The organism is Terriglobia bacterium (assembly GCA_020072785.1).
Taxonomy (GTDB): Bacteria; Acidobacteriota; Terriglobia; order Acidiferrales; family UBA7541; genus Acidiferrum.
The window spans coordinates 78,745-95,377 of sequence record JAIQGG010000007.1; the positions used below are offsets into that span (position 1 = coordinate 78,745).

17 protein-coding genes are annotated in these 16,633 nt (G+C 67.5%); 7 read left to right on the forward strand and 10 right to left on the reverse strand.

All coding sequences use genetic code 11. The features are described from left to right. Positions 1–27 precede the first annotated feature (27 nt). Positions 28–1,080 (forward strand): PilZ domain-containing protein, encoded by a 1,053-nt coding sequence (locus LAN61_14905; protein MBZ5541805.1) that lies wholly within the window; start codon positions 28–30, stop codon positions 1,078–1,080. 218 nt (positions 1,081–1,298) lie between these two features. Next, entirely contained in the window at positions 1,299–2,432 is a 1,134-nt protein-coding gene (locus LAN61_14910) for an MBL fold metallo-hydrolase (GenBank protein MBZ5541806.1), read from the forward strand. A gap of 36 nt (positions 2,433–2,468) precedes the next feature. Here LAN61_14910 and LAN61_14915 read toward each other — a convergent pair whose 3' ends face one another. The 4 genes from LAN61_14915 to LAN61_14930 all read right to left on the reverse strand — a co-directional run bounded on the left by LAN61_14915 (position 2,469) and on the right by LAN61_14930 (position 5,120). Further along, the gene (locus tag LAN61_14915) at positions 2,469–3,275 is read right to left on the reverse strand and encodes an inositol monophosphatase (protein ID MBZ5541807.1); all 807 of its coding nucleotides are present in this window, start codon (positions 3,273–3,275) and stop codon (positions 2,469–2,471) included. Positions 3,276–3,391: 116 nt separating this feature from the next. Then, positions 3,392–4,366: a VWA domain-containing protein gene (locus LAN61_14920; protein MBZ5541808.1), complete on the reverse strand. Its 975-nt coding sequence runs from the start codon at positions 4,364–4,366 to the stop codon at positions 3,392–3,394. Continuing rightward, on the reverse strand, positions 4,367–4,843 hold the full coding sequence (locus LAN61_14925; protein MBZ5541809.1) for a molybdenum cofactor biosynthesis protein MoaE: 477 nt from the start codon (positions 4,841–4,843) through the stop codon (positions 4,367–4,369). Between the two features lie 31 nt (positions 4,844–4,874). Beyond that, positions 4,875–5,120, reverse strand: a complete 246-nt coding sequence (locus LAN61_14930; GenBank protein MBZ5541810.1) for a MoaD/ThiS family protein — start codon at positions 5,118–5,120, stop codon at positions 4,875–4,877. 159 nt (positions 5,121–5,279) lie between these two features. Between LAN61_14930 and LAN61_14935 the strand changes: the two genes are divergently transcribed. Beyond that, the gene (locus LAN61_14935; protein ID MBZ5541811.1) at positions 5,280–6,233 is read left to right on the forward strand and encodes a TIGR01777 family oxidoreductase; all 954 of its coding nucleotides are present in this window, start codon (positions 5,280–5,282) and stop codon (positions 6,231–6,233) included. 53 nt (positions 6,234–6,286) lie between these two features. Here LAN61_14935 and LAN61_14940 read toward each other — a convergent pair whose 3' ends face one another. After that, complete coding sequence (locus tag LAN61_14940) at positions 6,287–6,691, reverse strand: hypothetical protein (protein ID MBZ5541812.1); 405 nt, start codon at positions 6,689–6,691, stop codon at positions 6,287–6,289. A gap of 490 nt (positions 6,692–7,181) precedes the next feature. Here LAN61_14940 and LAN61_14945 point away from each other — a divergent pair, with 490 nt between their 5' ends. The 4 genes from LAN61_14945 (at position 7,182) to LAN61_14960 (ending at position 12,165) form a co-directional block, all read left to right on the forward strand. Continuing rightward, positions 7,182–9,350 carry a hypothetical protein gene (locus LAN61_14945; protein ID MBZ5541813.1) on the forward strand — a complete coding sequence of 723 codons (2,169 nt, stop codon included), beginning with the start codon at positions 7,182–7,184 and terminating at the stop codon, positions 9,348–9,350. Between the two features lies 1 nt (position 9,351). Then, complete coding sequence (locus LAN61_14950) at positions 9,352–9,915, forward strand: hypothetical protein (GenBank protein ID MBZ5541814.1); 564 nt, start codon at positions 9,352–9,354, stop codon at positions 9,913–9,915. 13 nt (positions 9,916–9,928) lie between these two features. Next, positions 9,929–11,152 (forward strand): matrixin family metalloprotease, encoded by a 1,224-nt coding sequence (locus LAN61_14955; protein ID MBZ5541815.1) that lies wholly within the window; start codon positions 9,929–9,931, stop codon positions 11,150–11,152. 152 nt (positions 11,153–11,304) lie between these two features. After that, positions 11,305–12,165: a class I SAM-dependent methyltransferase gene (locus LAN61_14960; protein MBZ5541816.1), complete on the forward strand. Its 861-nt coding sequence runs from the start codon at positions 11,305–11,307 to the stop codon at positions 12,163–12,165. Positions 12,166–12,190: 25 nt separating this feature from the next. Here the strand turns inward: LAN61_14960 and LAN61_14965 are convergent, their stop codons facing one another. Genes LAN61_14965 through LAN61_14985 form a run of 5 tightly spaced genes read right to left on the reverse strand, consistent with a single transcriptional unit; the run spans position 12,191 to position 16,541 of the window. Next, positions 12,191–13,387: a M20/M25/M40 family metallo-hydrolase gene (locus LAN61_14965; protein ID MBZ5541817.1), complete on the reverse strand. Its 1,197-nt coding sequence runs from the start codon at positions 13,385–13,387 to the stop codon at positions 12,191–12,193. After that, positions 13,384–14,688, reverse strand: coding sequence for a hypothetical protein (locus LAN61_14970; protein MBZ5541818.1), 1,305 nt, complete (start codon positions 14,686–14,688; stop codon positions 13,384–13,386). Before LAN61_14970 ends, LAN61_14965 begins: the two co-directional genes overlap by 4 nt. After that, on the reverse strand, positions 14,688–15,401 hold the full coding sequence (locus tag LAN61_14975; protein MBZ5541819.1) for a hypothetical protein: 714 nt from the start codon (positions 15,399–15,401) through the stop codon (positions 14,688–14,690). Before LAN61_14975 ends, LAN61_14970 begins: the two co-directional genes overlap by 1 nt. Position 15,402: 1 nt before the next feature. Next, positions 15,403–15,900, reverse strand: a complete 498-nt coding sequence (locus tag LAN61_14980) for a DUF488 domain-containing protein (protein MBZ5541820.1) — start codon at positions 15,898–15,900, stop codon at positions 15,403–15,405. An 11-nt stretch (positions 15,901–15,911) separates the two neighbouring features. Next, a complete protein-coding gene (locus tag LAN61_14985; protein MBZ5541821.1) occupies positions 15,912–16,541 on the reverse strand; it encodes a DUF488 domain-containing protein in 630 nt (209 codons plus the stop codon). Positions 16,542–16,633: the final 92 nt, after the last annotated feature.

Here is a 16,633-nt window from a genome sequence, read left to right on the forward strand (position 1 = left end):
TTGGCCCGGTGCGACGGACAGAGACGCATGAGCCAGCACGACGCAAAGAACGGAGGGATCACGGCCGAGCGGGAGCGCCGCCAGAAGGCGAGGCGCGAGCAACTCCTGTACCTGGAGCTGGGGCCGGAAAACGGGGGCGTGGTGCTGGATGTCTCCGAGGGCGGCATCCGCTTTCAGGCGGTGAGCCCGCTTCAGGAAGGCGCCCGCGTGCATTTCCGGGTCGACCTGGATGAGACGCGGCACGTGGAAGGATACGGCCAACTGGTGTGGACGGACGAAACCGGGAGAATCGCCGGGCTCAGCTTCACGGAGTTGTCGGACACCGCCCGCAGGCAGATCCGGGGATACCTGCAGCAGCCGGCCGGTACGCGGGTGGCCGCAAGTGAGGACGTCGAGAAACCGCGCGGAAATGAAGTCGAGCGCTTGGCGGTGCCGGAATTTCTGCTGGAGAGCCGGCCGCCGAGCAACCCCTGGCTCGATCCTGAGAACGTGGCCAGGGCGGTCCGCGCCATGCTGCTGGTAACGCTGGTGGCGACACTGGGAGTGGCGCTGTTCGTGGGCCGCCGCGAGCTCGGCGGGGCACTCGCCTCGCTCGGCGGAACGATTGCCGAAAAGGCCAGGGATCTGCGAACAACGGTGGGGAAAGCATCAGCGCGCGCAGCGCGTCCGGCGCTGGTCACGAGCTCCGGAAACAGCAAGCGCGCTACCGATAAGCCGCCCGCAAAGGTGGCGCCCCCCGTCACGTCCGGGAATGCAGGAAGCATCGTAGCAGCGGCGGCACCCGCTCCTCCCTTCGCTCCTGCCCCTGCGGACGCTGGGGAAGCGGAAGTCACGGCCGCGCAGCAGATTCTGCGCCGGGGAAAAGAGATGGGCAATCCCGCGGAGGCGGTGGGGCTGCTGTGGGCCGCAGTCGAGAAAGGCAATACGCGCGCGGAACTGCTGTTGGCCGACCTGTATGTGCAGGGCTTGGGCGTGGCGAAGAATTGCGACCAGGCCCGGGTGCTGCTCACAGCGGCGTCGAAAAAATATAAGGAAGCGCGGCAACAGCTGGCGCTGCTGGGCGCTTCCGGCTGCCCTTAGGCGCCCGCTATTTCTTCTTTCCGGCATTTTCTTTTCGTTTTTTTTCTACCCGGGCCTCTCCTGGCCCTGAACATCCGGCATAGGGCGGCCTTGTGCCCGCTGGACTGCACCAGGGCTCGCGTGAGTGGACGGCGCAAGGAGAGGGACCGTTTGCGTTTCCCTGCGCCGACTCTGCTAGAATCCTGACTTCGTTTGCAGTGCCAACTTCCGGAGGAGCCATGACCGATCTTTCCCTTGGGGAGCGCGCCAAGCCGTTTTCGCGGCGGACTTTTCTGGCCGGGACATCGTGGTGCGCGGCGGCCTACGCGCTGGCGCGGCTGATCCCCACGCCGGCGCTGGCGGCATCGCTGGCCGCGGATGCGCGGGTGGCGCAGGCGCCGCTGGTGGACAAGGGCTTTGCGGCCGTGCGCAAGATCGGCGAGGGACTGTACGCGACGATCTCCGACGGGTCCAAGGGCGCGCAAACGATGTGCAACGGCGGCTTCCTCGCGGGGAAGGACGGGGCGCTGCTGATCGAGGGCTATGCCAGCACGGCGGGCGCGGCGTTCCAGTTGGAGGCCCTGCGCATGGTGAGCCAGGCTCCGGTGCACGCGGCGCTGAACACCCATTATCACTTCGACCATTCGCTGGGCAACGCCTTCTACGGCGGACAGAATATCCCGCTCTGGGGACACGCCCAGACAGCCAGCCGGATCGCCTCGAGCTACATTCCACTGCAGGGAACGGACCGTGCGGCGGTGCTGGCTCCTCTGGAGAAGCGCGCGAAGGAAGCGAAGTCGGAGACCGAACGGCAGCATGCGCAGAGCGACGTGCGCACCATGGGCTCGGTTTTCGATATTCTGCAGAACGCCGTGCTGGCGGTGCCCAATCACCCCCTGGACCCCGCAAAGCTGCCCTTGACGGTGGACCTGGGCGGAGTGCGGGCCGTGCTGGAGAGTTTCCCGGGGCATTCGGGCACCGACATCATCGTGAGCGTGCCGGAGCAGAACGTGGTGTACGCGGGCGACCTGCTCTTCCACGGCATGTATCCGGTGTGCTTCGATGAAAAAGCCACGGTTTCCGGCTGGCGCGCGACGCTGAAGACCTTCGCGTCCTACAGCAAGGAGACGCTCTTCGTGCCGGGACACGGGCAGATTTGCGGGCAGGATGGGATCCAGCAGTTGCGCGACATTTTTGATGACCTCTCGGAGCAGGCGGAGAAGCTGTACCAGGCGGGGGTGCCGGCGGAAGCGGCGGCGCACCTCTACACCCCGCCGGAAAAATTCAAGAGCCTGGGGATTTTTGCGTGGGGCTTCACCATCGGCCCGGCGATCACCAAGCTGTACGAGGAGTGGCAGGGCAAAAAAGCCTGACCGGGATGGCCTGCTTTCGCCCGCAGGGAACGCGGGTCAGCGCTGGAGCGGGGCCGCGGGGTAGCGGCGGGCGATGTCGGCGGCGACGCGCTGCATTTCGGCGTGCACCAGGGTATTGCTGGCGAGGATGGAGCGGCCGCCGAGGCGGTAGGGCTCCCCGGCGAGGTCGCTGATCTTTCCGCCGGCCTCTTCGACGAGCAGCACTCCGGCAGCGGTGTCCCAGGGCTTCAGGCCGAACTCCCAGAACGCGTCGAAGCGCCCGGCGGCCACGCAGGCCAGATCGAGCGCGGCGGAGCCGTCGCGGCGCACGCCGTGGGAGCGCAGCGTGAAATCCCAGTAGTAGTGGATGTTGGGATGGGCCTGGCGCTTGTGGTTGGGAAAGCCCGTGCAGAGCAGGCTGGTGGCCAGGGTGGCGTTCTTGGAAACGCGCATGGGTTGGCCGTTGAAGGTGGCGCCTGCGCCGCGCGCGGCGGCGAAGAGTTCGTCGTAGATGGGGTTGTAGACCACGCCGGCGAGGAGCGCGTCGCCCTGCGCGAGGGCAATGGAGACGGCGAAGCAGGGGTAGCCGTGGGCGAAATTCGTGGTGCCGTCGAGCGGGTCGACGTGCCAGCAGAATTCCGAAGCGCTCTCGCGCCCGCTGCCCTCTTCCGCGGCGATGCCGTGTTCCGGAAAATATTTGTGCAGGCGCGTGACGATGACCTCCTCGGCGCGCCGGTCGGCTTGCGTCACCAGGTCAAAATCGCCCTTGTAGGCGATGTCCGGGGGACGCGCGTACTCCTCGCGCAGGACCTTCCCGGCTTCCCGGGCGATTTCGACGGCGGCTTCGAGATAGTTCTTAGACATGTCGGATGCTCGGGAACAGCGTCTGCTTCTTACTCCGCGTACTGCGCGAATCCCTTCTCCACTTTACCATCTGCAGCAAAGAAGAACAGTTCCGCGGCAATGGCTTCGCCCTCGCGCTATTCCGGTGCGGTGAAATAGCCTTTGCGGTGCCGGACTTCGTAGTCGCCCTGGACTTTGACTTCGATGGTGCGGAAGGAGCCGGCGGGGCCGCGCGGCTTCGGGTAGTAGGCCAGGCGGTACTGGGTGCGCAGCTCGCGGTCGATGCGCTCGAAGATGGCGTCGAGGTCCTGCGAGGAATCCGGAAAAAACAGGGCGCCGCCGGTGGTGTCGGTAATGGTCTCCAGGGCGTGTTCGCCGGCGGTATTGCGGCCGCTCTCGCCCCGGATGGAGCGGATGACGATGGTGTAGAGGAGCGCGCCGGAGCGCACGGCCTCCTTGCGCGCGGTGTCGAAATCGGAGTGGCTGGTAGTTTCCCCGGCGTCGGTGACCAGGATGATGACGCGGCGGCGCTCGTCGCCGCGGCGCTCGAGGGCCCGGGCGCCGAGCAGCACGGCGTCATAGATTGAGGTGCCGGCGCCCTCGGAGACGCGGCGGACGGCGCTCTGCAATCGCGCCACGTCGTTGGTGAAGGGCACCAGCTGCGTGACCGTTTCGTCAAATTCGTAGAGGGCCATTTGGTCGCTCGTGCGCAGGACCTGGCGGATGAAGCGCGCAGCGGCTTCGCGCTCGGCAGCCATCTCCTTCTGCGCGCTGAGGCTGGAATCGATCATCAAAACGAGATCGAGGGGCTGCTGGGTTTCGGATTCGAAGACCTCGATCTTCTGCGGCACGCCCTCTTCTTCGATGACAAAGGCGCCGCGGGTCAGATCGGGCACCGGGCGGTGACGGGCGTCGGAGACGCTGACGAGGACGTTGACCAGGTCGACCTGCACGCGGATGCGGCCTCGTTCCTGCTGCAAGGCTGCGTCGGCGCGGCCCCGCGCCGCGCGGGGCTCGGCGCCGCGCAGGAGAGACAAGGGAAGAAGCGTGGCCGCGGCCGCGAGGAGCAGCAGGCCGAAGAAAAATGGAAAACGCCGGGACGGGAGTCGCATCTAGGAGTGAGACTCCGGCGGAGGCGGCGGGGTTGCCGGGGGGGTGGGAGGCATTTCGCCGTCGGCCCAGACGGCGCCGTCCGCGAAGAACTCCTTTTTCCAGATGGGCACGGTTTTCTTGAGGGTGTCGATGGCCAAGCGGCAGGCCTCGAAGGCCGGGCCGCGGTGCGGAGCACTGACGGCAATGAAGACGCTGGTCTCGCCGATCTCCAGCTTTCCCAGGCGGTGCACGATGGCCACGCGGTCGATGGCCAAGCGGGAGTGCATCTCGGCGGCGATCTCGCGCATCTTGGCCAGGGCCATGGCCTCGTAGCCCTCGTATTCGAGATAGAGCGTGGCGCGCCCGCGGGAGTTGTTGCGCACGCAGCCGTCGAAGGTGGCCACGGCCCCGTCGCCGGGGGCGCGCACGTGGGCGATGAGAGCCAGCGGCTCGATGGGCTCGCGGACGAGCCGGATGAGGTCCTGGGCGTTGCTCATGGGGCTGGGCGGCGTCATGGCGGGATGCTTATCAGCCTCCACTCACGGGAGGAAGGAAGGCGACTTCGTCACCGGAGGCCAGCGGCGCGCTCCAGGGGGCGAATTCCTGGTTGCGCGAGGCAACCAGAGAAGGCCGGTAAGGGGCGAGCTCGGGGTGGAGCTGGCGATAGCGGGTAAAGAGATCTTCGATGCGTGCGCCTTCGACCATGTTCACGGAGTCCTCCGCGCGTCCCACGATCTCCTTGAGGCGGCCGAAGAAGAGTACGCGTATCTGCATAAAGCCTTCCGGATGATTCTAACCTGCCGGGAGCGCTGCGGGCCACTGCCAGAAAGACGGCCGGCGGAATTGCCGGTTTGTGCTTGACCGCAGGCGAAGGGGGTCGTAGGTTTCGAGAGGGACCACTTCCCTTTCGCGCGGGCCACGAGGAAATCAACGATGAAGATTCTGGTGACGGGAGCGAGCGGGCTGGTGGGGACCGCGCTGGGCAAGGCGCTGGCGCGCGACGGGCATACGGTCTGCCGGCTGCTGCGCCCGGGGAGCCGGACGGCCAGCGAAAAGGGCGCCGCTGCCGGAACCGGCTTCGATGTGGCGTGGAATCCTGCGACGGGCGAGATGGGCGGAGCGGCCGTCGGCGCCGACGCGGTAGTGCATCTGGCGGGGGCGCCGATTGCGGAAGGACGCTGGACGGCGGGGCGGAAAGAGCTGCTGCGTTCGAGCCGGGTGGAGACGACGCGGGCGCTGGTGAATGCGCTCGCGAAGATGAGCGTGCGGCCGCGGGTGCTGGTGTGCGCTTCGGCGACCGGCTACTACGGCGACCGCGGGGAGGAAGTGCTCACGGAGGAGAGTCCCGCGGGCACGGATTTCCTGGCGGGCATCGGACAGCAGTGGGAAGGGGAAGCGGTGAAGGCGGAAGTTCTGGGGATCCGCGTGGTGCGCGCGCGCCTGGGCATGGTGCTGGCCAGGCATGGCGGGGCGCTGGCGAAGATGCTGCTGCCCTTCCGCTTGGGCGTGGGCGGGCGGTTCGGCTCCGGGCGGCAGTGGATGCCCTGGGTGACGCTGGAAGACGTCGTGGGCATCTTCCGCTTCGCGCTGGAGGAGGCCCCGGCGGGAAGCGTGCTGAGCCGCATGCCGCTGAGCGGCGCCGTGAACGCGGTGGCGCCTCAACCGGTGCGCAACGCTGAGTTCACCCAGGCGCTGGCGCGGGCCCTGCATCGCCCGGCGATCTTTCCCGTGCCGGCGCTGGCTCTGCGCCTGACGCTGGGCGAGATGGCCGGCGCGCTGCTGCTCTCCAGCCAGCGCGTGCTGCCGCAAAAGCTCGAGCAGTGCGGCTATCGCTTCCGCCATCCGGAACTGCGCGCGGCGCTCGCCGCCGTCCTCGCCGCGGATTGAACGGCAGGGCTCTCCTTCGATTGCACGGTTTAACTGTTCGACCGTTCTACTTTTCAACTCTTCGGGCGGTCGGGGTCGAGACGCTCGAGCAGGACGTCGAGGTTGGACTCATCCACAAAGAGCTGCGCCCCTCTGCCGGCTCTATCGCCGGCCGGAGGTGCGGCAAGGGATTCGTCCTCGTCGAAGGCCTGGAAGAGACGCAGCTTGGCCACCGCGTACTCTTCGGTCCCCGTGAGGGCGTGGCCGGCGCGCTTCTTCCACGCTTCCACCGCGGCGCCATCTACGAAGATGCGCAGGGGGAAGGTGGCTTTGCGATCGGCGGAGATCATATAGCAGTATTCGGTGCCGGACTTGGCTCCGCGGCACACGCGCTCCACTTCGAAAAAGTAGTATTGGAAGACATAGCCGGTCGCCGCGGAATACGCTTTTACGCGGCGGGCAGCGTCGGGGCGAGGCATGGGCGGATTATTCGGTGTGCGGTGGAGTCTGTCAATGGATGGCCAGCGAAGATTTGCAGGTAGTCGGAGATGGAAGAATCAATAAAGGAATTCCGAAGTGGGAATGAGCCATCCTGGTGCAGTGCCAAAACGAAACTTTCCACTGCCATACTCGGCCACGAGAATTCGCGCTAAGCTTACTGCGGTTTGCAAGAATACAGCCAGACATCTCCCATAACTCTTTGTTCCACAGTTGCTTAGAGATAAGTCATGGCTCCTCCAATGGAGCCCTGCGGCCAAAAACCATTCTTCGACGTTCGCTGGCCCTTCGCCTGCTTTTCTTGCGGGCATGCCGCCCCTCTCCGAGCATCGCAAACGAATCGTTGCCGCACACGGATTTCTTGTTCTCCTCACGGCGAGTGCGTGCACGCTGGGCTGCGGCGGGGGAGGCGCAAGCCCTGTAGCGCCCCCGCCGCCTTCACCTCCCCCTTCTCCGCCCCCGGCGGTAACGGTGAACCTGACGCCCGGGAGTGCCTCCATCCTCTTGGGCAACACGCAAGCGTTCACGGCCACGGTCAGCGGCACAACCGACGCCGCCGTCTCCTGGACGGTGAACGGCGTGGCCGGAGGTAATGCCACCCTGGGAACGATCTCCGCCGCCGGGCTGTACACCGCCCCGGCCGATCTGCCGTCTCCCGCCACGGTAGAGGTGCGTGCCACCAGCCATGCCGATAGCACCCGGTACGCCGCAGCGCAAGTCACCGTCACCAGCGACATTGCCCTCAGCCTCGCGCCGGGCGCGGCCAGCGTGGAGCTGGGCGCGGTGCAGAGTTTTCACGCCACGCTCGCAAGCAGCGGCCATCCGGACACCGCGGTGCGCTGGAGCCTCAGCGGAGCGGCATGTCCGGCGGCCTGCGGCGCGGTGGATGGCAGCGGCAACTACACGGCGCCAGCGATCCTGCCCTCCTCGCCAAGCGTCACCGTCACCGCGCGGAGCGCCGCGGACAGTTCCAAACAGGCCACGGCGACAATCAACATAACCAGCAGCTTCATTCTGACAATTGCGGCGCCGGCGAGCGAGCCCGCGGGCGGAACGGCCAGCCTCACGGCCACGCTGCAGCCGGTCTCCGGCTCGAACCCGGATTCGGTGCTGAGTTGGTCGCTCTCCGGGGCGGGCTGCACGGGGAGCGCCTGCGGCACCCTGACCAGCACCGGCAGCGCTTCGTCCGCGGGCGGCGCTACCACCGCCTCGGCCACGTACACCGCGCCGGCCACGCAGCCGAATCCGGCGAGCGTGGTCATCACCGTGACCCCCGCGGCCGATCCCGCGCGAAAGGTCCAGGCCACGGTGACCATTACAGCCGTGGTATCGGTCGGCGTCTCGCCTGCCTCCGCCACGCGGGCGATAAACCACCGCCTCACGCTGAGCGTGACGGTCGGGGGAACGGCGAATGCCACCGTCACCTGGAACGTCAACGGCGTGGCCGGCGGTAACGCCGGCGTGGGACAAATCTGCGTGGCCGGCTCAAACCCCTGCCAGGCCGTGACCACCAGCAGCAACGCCCAGGTGGACTACCTCGCGCCCGGCGCTCTGCCCCTGCCCAATCCGGTGACCGTGCAGGCGGTCAGCCAGGCCGATCCCACCAAGAACGCCGCGGCGCAGATCACCATCATCGCCCACATCCTGGTGACCGTCGCGCCGGCCAGCGTGACGCTCGCGCCCGCGGCGGCGCAGGCATTCGCCGCCAGCGTTCTGGGCACGGACAACCAAAACGTCGTCTGGCAAGTGCAGGGCGCGGCCTGCGGCGGCGCCGGAGCGCCCTGCGGAACGATCAACGCCAACGGCATCTATACCGCGCCGGTCAGCGCGCCGTCGCCGAACACCCTGCAAGTGGTGGCCGTCAGTTCCGAGGACACTGCGCAGACGGGTACGGCCAACGTCACTTTGACGTCCGGCCCGGCCATTCTGGGGCTCCTCCCGGCGAGCATCTATGCCGGGGGTACGGCGGGATTCACGCTGAAAACGGAGGGCAGCGGGTTTGTCGCGGCGAGTCCGGGGCCGGGTTCGACGCTGCTCCTTGGCGGAGCAGCGCGCACCACTACGTGCAACTCGGCGCTGGAATGCACCGCGGCGGTGGCCCCCGCGGACGTGGCCGCGGCGGGCACGCTGGCAGTGCAGGTCAGGAATCCGGACGGCTCGCTCTCGAACAGCGTCTCGCTGGTGGTTCTGGCGGCGCCGGGCAGCGCGGAAGTGATCGCGCTGACGGCCGCCGCACCGCAGGCCGGCGGAAAAGACCTCGTGGTGGTGCAGCCCACCACGGCGGGGGTTTCCTCGCCCGGCGCCAGCGTGGACCTGAACGTGGCGGCGCTGGGCCTGTTTTCGACGGCCAACAACTCCTGCACGCTCGGCGGAAATCCCGTCGCGCTGCTGCGCCCCGCGTCGGGAACCGCCGCCGTGGATATCTGTCTGTTTTCAGAGAGCGGCCTGGACACCAGCATGACCTACACGGTCTCCGGGCCGGGCGACGTCCTGGTCATCGCCAAGCAGCCGGCGGGACTGGGGATTATCCACCTGACGCTGCAGCTCGCGAGCACCACGCTGCCGGGCGCGCGCACGCTCTTCATCCAAAACACCAATCTGGACGAGACCGCGGCCAGCGGCGCCCTGGAGGTCGAGTGAAATGAACTTTGCGCAACGTCGCCGCTTTCTGTGGATCCTGTTTCTGGGCGGGCTGCTGCTCATCGCCCTGGTGGCCAACGCCACGACCTTCATCCGGCTGCCCTTCGGCGCGCTGGCGCAGCAGGCCGCGGCGGTGGCGCGCCTGCGCTGCCTCGCGACGGAGAGCCGCTGGGAGCAGGGCGTGATCTGGACGGACACGCGCTTCGCCGTGCTGGAAGCGGAGAAAGGGACGCTGCCGCGGCAGATCACGGTGCGCACCCCGGGCGGCCGGGTCGGCGGGCTGCAGGCGCACGTGGACGGCGCTCCGCGCTTCCGTCCGGGCGAAGAGGTCTACCTCTTTCTGTGGGCGCCTGCGGGCGAGCCCTACCGCGTGCTGGGCTGGGCCCAGGGCACGTTTCGCATCGCGAAGAATCCGCGGACCAGGCAGGAGACGGTCACGCAGGAATCCGCGGCGATGCCCGTCTTCGACCCGCAAAGGCGCGAGTTTCGCAGCGCAGGTTTCCGGCGGGTGCCGCTGGCGGAATTCCGCGAACGGCTGCGGCGGGCCGTGGCCGAAGCGCGATAGGAGGTATGCACAGATGCAGCGTTGCCTTTACAGATTCACCGCGGGCGCCCTGGCGCTGTGCCTGACTCTGTTTTCGGCGCAGACGGCTCGGGGCTATGCCTTCAACCAGGTCGTGCCCGACCTGCGGCTCTCCCCCAGCGTGGCGGGCAGCTCCGCGTGCCCCATCCCGGCGCATCAACTGACGGCCGCGGGAAGCCTCACGGTGCAGTGGAGCACAATCCTGGGAACGAACCCGCTAACCATCCTGACGCAGGACCAATCCACGTCCGGGCGGCTCAATGAAATCGAGCAGGCTATCCAGCAATCGCTGAACGTGTGGACGGGCGTTTCGGGGAGCGCGCTGCAGCCCGCCGTGCTCGCCCCGCTCGTGCGCGCGGCCTCGGCAAACATCTGCGCCGCGGACGGCCTCAACTCCATCTGCTTCGACCAGAGCGACGCCGCGTTCACTCCGGGCGTGCTGGCCTTCACGCGCGTGCTCACCGCGGACCACATCGGCGCGCAGGTGGGCAGCGGCGCGCCGGCGACGGAGCTGGGGGAAATTCTGGACGCGGACCTCTATTTCAATCCGGGAGATTCGCGCATCACCTTCGCCACGCCGCAGGCGCTCGCCGCTGCGCCCGCCGCGTATGACCTGGAATCGGTGCTGACGCACGAACTGGGGCACCTTTTCGGCTTCAGCCATTCCGCCGTCTGGAGCGCGATGATGAATCCTTTCGCGCCCGCGCCCGGCAACTACACCGGAGCGCGCCCCACCGCGCAGCAGCCGGACGCGCCGCTCGGCGAAGACGACCGCACCGGCCTGCGCGTCCTGTATCCCAGCGCGGGCGACACCACACACATCGGGAGCATCACCGGACGCGTTCTCCCGGCCAATGCCCTCGCCCTGCCCGCGGCGCCCGCGGGCGTCACCGGCATCTTCGGCGCGCACGTGGTGGCCGTGGATGCCTCCAGCGGCGCGGTGATCGCCGGCGTCCTGGGCGGGTGGAGCTGCAGCGGAGCGGGGCCGCCGCAATTCGACGGCAGCTATCGCTTCGACCGCCTCGCGGTGGGCGCGGCACAAAGCTATCAGGTCTACGCGGAGCCGCTCAACGGAGCCGTGGATCCCTCGGCGGTCAGCAATGCCCTGGGCGCGCTGTGCCGCAACGTCTCGACCGACCCGGGCTGGCCCTCCGCGGCGGCGTGCGTCGTGCCCCCGGTGGATATCGAATTCACCACCCGCATCCGGACATCTCCTTGAGCGCGGGAACCCGCCCAAATATGCCGCACGAGAAATCCCCAAGGTGTAAAATGTTTTTCTAGGGAGTTCGCCTCGGAATTTCCGGACAACGTGTCCGAATTCGGTCGTTCCTCCCGGGATTGGCAGCGCAGTAAAGTCTGGAGAGCGCGAAAATGAGCACCCGACCGAACAACCCCGCCGATATCAAAGAGACCGTGCGCCAGGAATGGACCGGCGCCGCGCCGCTTTGGAAAAAGTGGAATCACAAGTCCGTCGTGCAGTCGCACGCGGCCACGCAACTGGTCGTGCAGGGGGCGGAGTTGCAGCCCGGGATGCACGTGCTGGATCTGGCCAGCGGCACGGGCGAGCCCTCGCTCAGCCTGGCGAAGGCCGTGGGATCCGCAGGGCGCGTGGTGGCCACCGACCTGGTGCCGGAGATGCTCGAAGCGGCCCGCGAAAACGCGCGCGCGCAGGGACTCTCCCAGATGGAGTTTCAGGTGGCGGACGCGGAGCACCTGCCCTTCCAGGCCGGTGAATTCGACCGCGTCACTTGCCGCTTCGGCCTGATGTTCTTCCCCGAGGTCCAGAAGGCGCTGGCGGAAATTCGCCGTGTGCTGAAGCCCGCCGGGCGCGTTTCCTTCGTCGTCTGGGGCGCCTTCGAGGAAAACCCCCTCTTCTCCCTCACCCTCGGACCGTTCCTGAAACATGTGCAGATGCCGCCGGCCCCTCCGGATGCGCCGGGTGTGTTCCGCTTCGCCGACCAGGCGCATCTCACCGCGACGCTCACCGCGGCGGGAATCCGCAATGTGCGCACGGCCAAAAACCACGTGGCCTGGCCCTGGCCGGGCCCCGCGGAAGAGGCCTGGGAGTCCATCCGCGAGCGCGCAGCTCCGTTCAAGAAGCTGGTCGCGGCCCTTCCTCCGGAAAAAACTCCGGAAGTGATGCACGAAGTTCTGGAAGGCCTGCGCCGCTTCCACGACGGCGAAAAGATCGGCTTGACGGCCACGCTGATCTCCGCCACCGGCGCGGCCTGAAGGGCCGCGCTTCGCGCCATCCCCTTTACGCCGCGCCCGGCGCGGAACAGACCGCAGCGATCAGCTCGGCCAGGACCCGCGCGCAGATTTCCACCGAAGCGAGCTCCACGTACTCTTCCCGTCCATGCAGGCCCCGGCCCGCGGGACCGAAGACAACTCCCGGGATGCCTGCCGCGGCCAGCAGCGCGGTGTCCGTCCAGGGAGCCATGCCCGCCAGGCGCACACTGCCCGTGACCGCACGGATGGCCGCGGCCGCGGCGCGCGCGATGGGCGCTTCTGGCGAAATTTCGTACGCGGGGCGCGCGCCGAGTGGCCGGACGGTGGCCGCAAACTCGGGATTGCCGGCGCGCAGCTCCGCGAGACACCGCTCCAGCTCTTCCCGCGCGGACTGCTCCGTCTCCCCCGGCAGGAGCCTGCGCTCGTATTTCAGGCGGCACTCCGCGGGATAGCTGGATAGCTCCTGCCCGCCGGCGATCAACGAAGCGTGCAGCGAGGCCTGGCCGAGCAGCGGGTGCGGCGGCGGAAGACGCAGGCGCGCTTCCACCTCATCGAGGGCCCGCAGAACGCGGCCCATCGCGCGGATGGCGTCGCGGCCTTCGCCGGGCATGCTGCCGTGCGCGGCGCGCCCCTGCGTGGTCACTTCGAACCACGCGTAGCCCTTGTGCGCGACGACCAACTGCAGATCGGTGGGCTCGAGAACCACGGCGCAGCCGGCAGTGACATGCTCGAGAAGTGCCGCGGTCCCCAGGCTGTTGCACTCTTCATCCACCACGGCGGCGAAAAAGAGCGGCTGGGCCAGAGCTTGGCCGCTGCGCGCAATGGCCACCGCCGCGGCGGCCATCGCTGCCACGCCGCTCTTGATGTCCAGCGCCCCGCGCCCGTAGAGCCGTCCTTCCTTCTCCCGGGGCGTGAACGCCTCGGGCATGTCCCCCGCGCCGACGGTGTCCATGTGCGCCAGGATCGCCAACCCGGCGCGCGGTTTGCCGCCGGCCCCGGCCGGGGCCTGCGGACCGAGCCAGGCGGTGACGTTGGGGCGGCCGGGCGCGGCTTCCGCGAGTTCCGCTTGAATTCCCTGCTGGCGCAAAAATGCGCAGAAAAATTCCGCGGCCGCTTTTTCGCCTTGGGCCCCCGGAACCAGCGTGGAATTGACGGAATCGATGGCCACCAGATCGCGCAGCAGCGCGTCCAGCAGCGCGCGGTCGATTTCGTGCGGCGCGCTCATGCCCCGCTCGCGACCGGCTCGACCCAGCCGCCGCCGAAGAGCAGCCCTGGACCGAGGGAAGCCAGGAACACGGGCTGGCGCTCCGCGGCCGGAACCGAGGCCTGCGCGGCGAGCGCCGCATGCAACGCCGCGCCACAGGTGGACGATCCAAGATTTCCGCAGGTTCTGGCGATCAGCGGGAATTTCCCCGCGGGCACGCCGAGATGCCGCGCGAGTAGCTCGACCAGCCGCGGGTTGGGCTGGTGCGTGGCAAAGCCCGCGGCCTCGGCCAGCGCAAAGCCGCTGCGCAGGGCGGCGGCGCGCAACACTTTTTCCATGCGCGAGACGGCCGCGCGGGAGAGCGCCTCTCCATCGAACTGCACATCCAGCGTTCCGCCCGGTGCGCCGGCATCGGCGGGCGCCACGCGAATGGCCGCCGCATATTGCCCGGCGCAGCCGAACTGGAATTCCCCCAGCCGGTAGGCGTTCTCTCCGGCGGCACGTGCCTGCAGGAGAAACGCGCTGGCGCCATCGCCGAAAAGCCCGCCGAATTCGCCAACCACGCGCCCCGGCGCGAGAATGCGGCTGTGCACGTCGGCGGAGACCACCAGAATCGTCCGGGCCAGCCCCGCGGCAAGATAAGCCCGCGCCGCGGCCATAGCGTTGAGCAGCCCGAGGCAGGCGCCGCCGATATCCAATGCGCCGCAGTTTTCCCGTGCCAGCAGCCGCGAGTGCAACTGCGCGCCGAGCGAAGGATAGGAGTGCTGCGTCTCGCTGGTGGCCAGGATCCAGTCGATTTTCCCCGCGCCGCAACCCGCTATGCGCAGCGCCTGCTGCGCCGCCTGCGCCCCCAGCGTCAGCTCGCTCTCGCCTTCCCCCGCCCGCGCAATGGACTCGATCCCCGCGCGCTTCCGCAGCTTGCCAACAGGCATCCCGAATTCCCGGTCCACCACCTCGGAAGGAACGGTCCGCGACCCAAAAGCCGTGCCAGAACTGATGAGAAAGCCTCCTTCTACGGGGTCGCTCGCGATCACAGCGGTTTTCACTGGAAGTTCGGCAACTGCTGGCCCATCCGACGCGGCGATGGCCGCCAGGATGCTTTCGATGCTCGACGGCCTGCCCATCAACAGCGCGCCCAGGTCGGGTGCACCGGTGGACGATTCGAGGGCGCGGAGGAAACTCACCCAGGCCATGGAATCGAGAACGCCTTCTTCCACGAGATCCACGTTTTCGCGTGGAAGAGCTGCGTCCGGGGCAAGCTCCCTGCGCAGACAGCTTTCGATCAAGCGGCGTGCGCGGCTGGCATCCATGGTCTTGGGCATCAAAACTCCTCGAGCCATTCCCGGCTGGGCAAAGGAAATAGTGTATCCAACATCACCCAGCAACGGTCATGGAAAGGCCGCGTGAGGCCCAGGCGAATATAGTGATGCGGGCAGCAGATGACTTTGTTGTGAAAACGGGAGTTGAAGAAGCGTTCGAGGCGGGCATGGCGGTTGGCGCCGCGATGCTCGGCGAGCGCGGCTTCCATGAACTCGTTCCAGTCACGATCCACCATGGGCAGATCGCGGAGCGCCTCACCCGAAGGAAGAACGAGCGAGGCGCGCAACTCGTTGCCGCAGAGCTCGAGCCGCACGTTCTGCGTTTCGCAGCCGCAGATCGAGCGCTGCGCCTCGGCTGGCGCGGCGTACAAGCCCGCGCCGCGCCGGCTCTCGCGGATTTTGCAGCCGAATAGTTCGGCGAGGGAACGCGCAGTTTCCGCTTTGCGCAGGTAGGGGACAATTTCCGCCTCCGCTACTTCCCCAACTTTCTGCAGCCCTCTTGTGGAAGTCCGGTCCTCGACGTGTGGCGGAGGCGCGGGAAGGCTCAGGAGACTGCCTTCGAGAATGTCGCCGCGGCGATGCGGAAAATACGCCCATCCTTTGCCGCGCGGCGGCAGAGGCCGCAGGGAATGGATTTTTTCGGCTTCGCGCGCGAGGCCGATGATACAAAACGCCGGCCCCATCCGGGTGATTTCCGTAATGAGGAGTTTCGTCACGCTAGGCGCTCCGGGGCGGGCGTTTCTTGCGGGGAGGCTTGTATTTTTCGGAGACGAGATGGCGCACTTCGACGGAGTGACCCTGCCCGCGCCACCATTCAGCCAAACAATCAGCAGCGATGCGGCGGTGGCATTTCTCGGGACCCGGTTCGGAACACAGCAGAGCCATGGGCGCATCGGGCGGTGGCATCTCGAGAGAATGCGGCACGTCACGTTCTTTCAGCAACGCAAGAAAGGCGGCTTCGTAGCAGTTCCAGTCCTTCGTGGTGCGATAGGTCTTCAACAGCTCCGGCGTGGGCGCGAGCAGCACCTGGTGCTTATAGGAGATGCCGGCGAGGCGCTCCAGAAAGTAGGCCAGATCGGGATGCTTGGCGAAGCCCGAAAGCTGGCCGCCGCGGTGCTGGCGTATGTCGAGTACTTGTTTCACGCCGGCCGCCTGCAGCAAGGAAAAAAACTCCTCGGCCGTCTTGCCCGCGAAGCCGATGGTGCAGAGTAGGATGTGCATGGCGGCTAGAAAGATTCCAGCGCTTCGGGCGAAACCCGGAAGGCATATTTCTCGGACTGGAGGCGCAGGGCGTCCTCGAGGGCGGCGTCGCGGCCGGAAGTGAAGAGCGCGTCACTGGTCACATCCGCAAAACCGTGCAGGGCGAGGAGGCGATCTTCCGCTTCGCGCTGCGATTCGAGCGCACCGCCGCGGCGGATGTGCTGCGGCGCAACTCCGGCGGCCACCAGCGCGGGGCAGATGAGCAGAAAGCGATGGCATTCCAGGGGGTCTTCCTCCGCGCACAGCAGGGCGATATTGCCTCCGTGCGCGAGGGCGAGGCCGCGGTCGAGGCCGCTGCGAAACTCCGCGGAGTTGCGGCGCTTCGCATAGTCCACGAGACCGTCAGAGCGGTACGCGCGGGGGTCGCCGGGGCGGCCCCCCAGCTCCTCCCCGAGAAATTCGTAGCGGATGCCGGCGGAGGCCAGCGCTTCCTCTAAGAATTCGCGGTTGAACTGGGGAAAACGCGAACTGGCAGGGCGGCTGCGGACATCGCCAAGGATGCCAATGGAATGGCGCTGCAAGGCGGCGAGGAGCGCCTCGGCCTCCAGATTCGAGTGACCAACGGTGAAGAAAGCGCCGGATTGTGACGGGGGCATCACGGGAAGCCAGCGGGCGTATTCTGCCGAATTCTGCGGCCAGGAACAAGGGCGGTCTTCAAAGACAGGGGGAACGAGACGAAATTCGAAAG

Excerpts from the sequence above, each read along its gene's own strand:
- LAN61_14905 (MBZ5541805.1), top strand. The coding sequence starts at position 28 with ATGAGCCAGCACGACGCAAAGAACGGAGGGATCACGGCCGAGCGGGAG.
- LAN61_14910 (MBZ5541806.1), top strand. The coding sequence starts at position 1,299 with ATGACCGATCTTTCCCTTGGGGAGCGCGCCAAGCCGTTTTCGCGGCGG.
- LAN61_14915 (MBZ5541807.1), bottom strand. The coding sequence starts at position 3,275 with ATGTCTAAGAACTATCTCGAAGCCGCCGTCGAAATCGCCCGGGAAGCC.
- LAN61_14920 (MBZ5541808.1), bottom strand. The coding sequence starts at position 4,366 with ATGCGACTCCCGTCCCGGCGTTTTCCATTTTTCTTCGGCCTGCTGCTC.
- LAN61_14925 (MBZ5541809.1), bottom strand. The coding sequence starts at position 4,843 with ATGAGCAACGCCCAGGACCTCATCCGGCTCGTCCGCGAGCCCATCGAG.
- LAN61_14930 (MBZ5541810.1), bottom strand. The coding sequence starts at position 5,120 with ATGCAGATACGCGTACTCTTCTTCGGCCGCCTCAAGGAGATCGTGGGA.
- LAN61_14935 (MBZ5541811.1), top strand. The coding sequence starts at position 5,280 with ATGAAGATTCTGGTGACGGGAGCGAGCGGGCTGGTGGGGACCGCGCTG.
- LAN61_14940 (MBZ5541812.1), bottom strand. The coding sequence starts at position 6,691 with ATGCCTCGCCCCGACGCTGCCCGCCGCGTAAAAGCGTATTCCGCGGCG.
- LAN61_14950 (MBZ5541814.1), top strand. The coding sequence starts at position 9,352 with ATGAACTTTGCGCAACGTCGCCGCTTTCTGTGGATCCTGTTTCTGGGC.
- LAN61_14955 (MBZ5541815.1), top strand. The coding sequence starts at position 9,929 with ATGCAGCGTTGCCTTTACAGATTCACCGCGGGCGCCCTGGCGCTGTGC.
- LAN61_14960 (MBZ5541816.1), top strand. The coding sequence starts at position 11,305 with ATGAGCACCCGACCGAACAACCCCGCCGATATCAAAGAGACCGTGCGC.
- LAN61_14965 (MBZ5541817.1), bottom strand. The coding sequence starts at position 13,387 with ATGAGCGCGCCGCACGAAATCGACCGCGCGCTGCTGGACGCGCTGCTG.
- LAN61_14970 (MBZ5541818.1), bottom strand. The coding sequence starts at position 14,688 with ATGCCCAAGACCATGGATGCCAGCCGCGCACGCCGCTTGATCGAAAGC.
- LAN61_14985 (MBZ5541821.1), bottom strand. The coding sequence starts at position 16,541 with ATGCCCCCGTCACAATCCGGCGCTTTCTTCACCGTTGGTCACTCGAAT.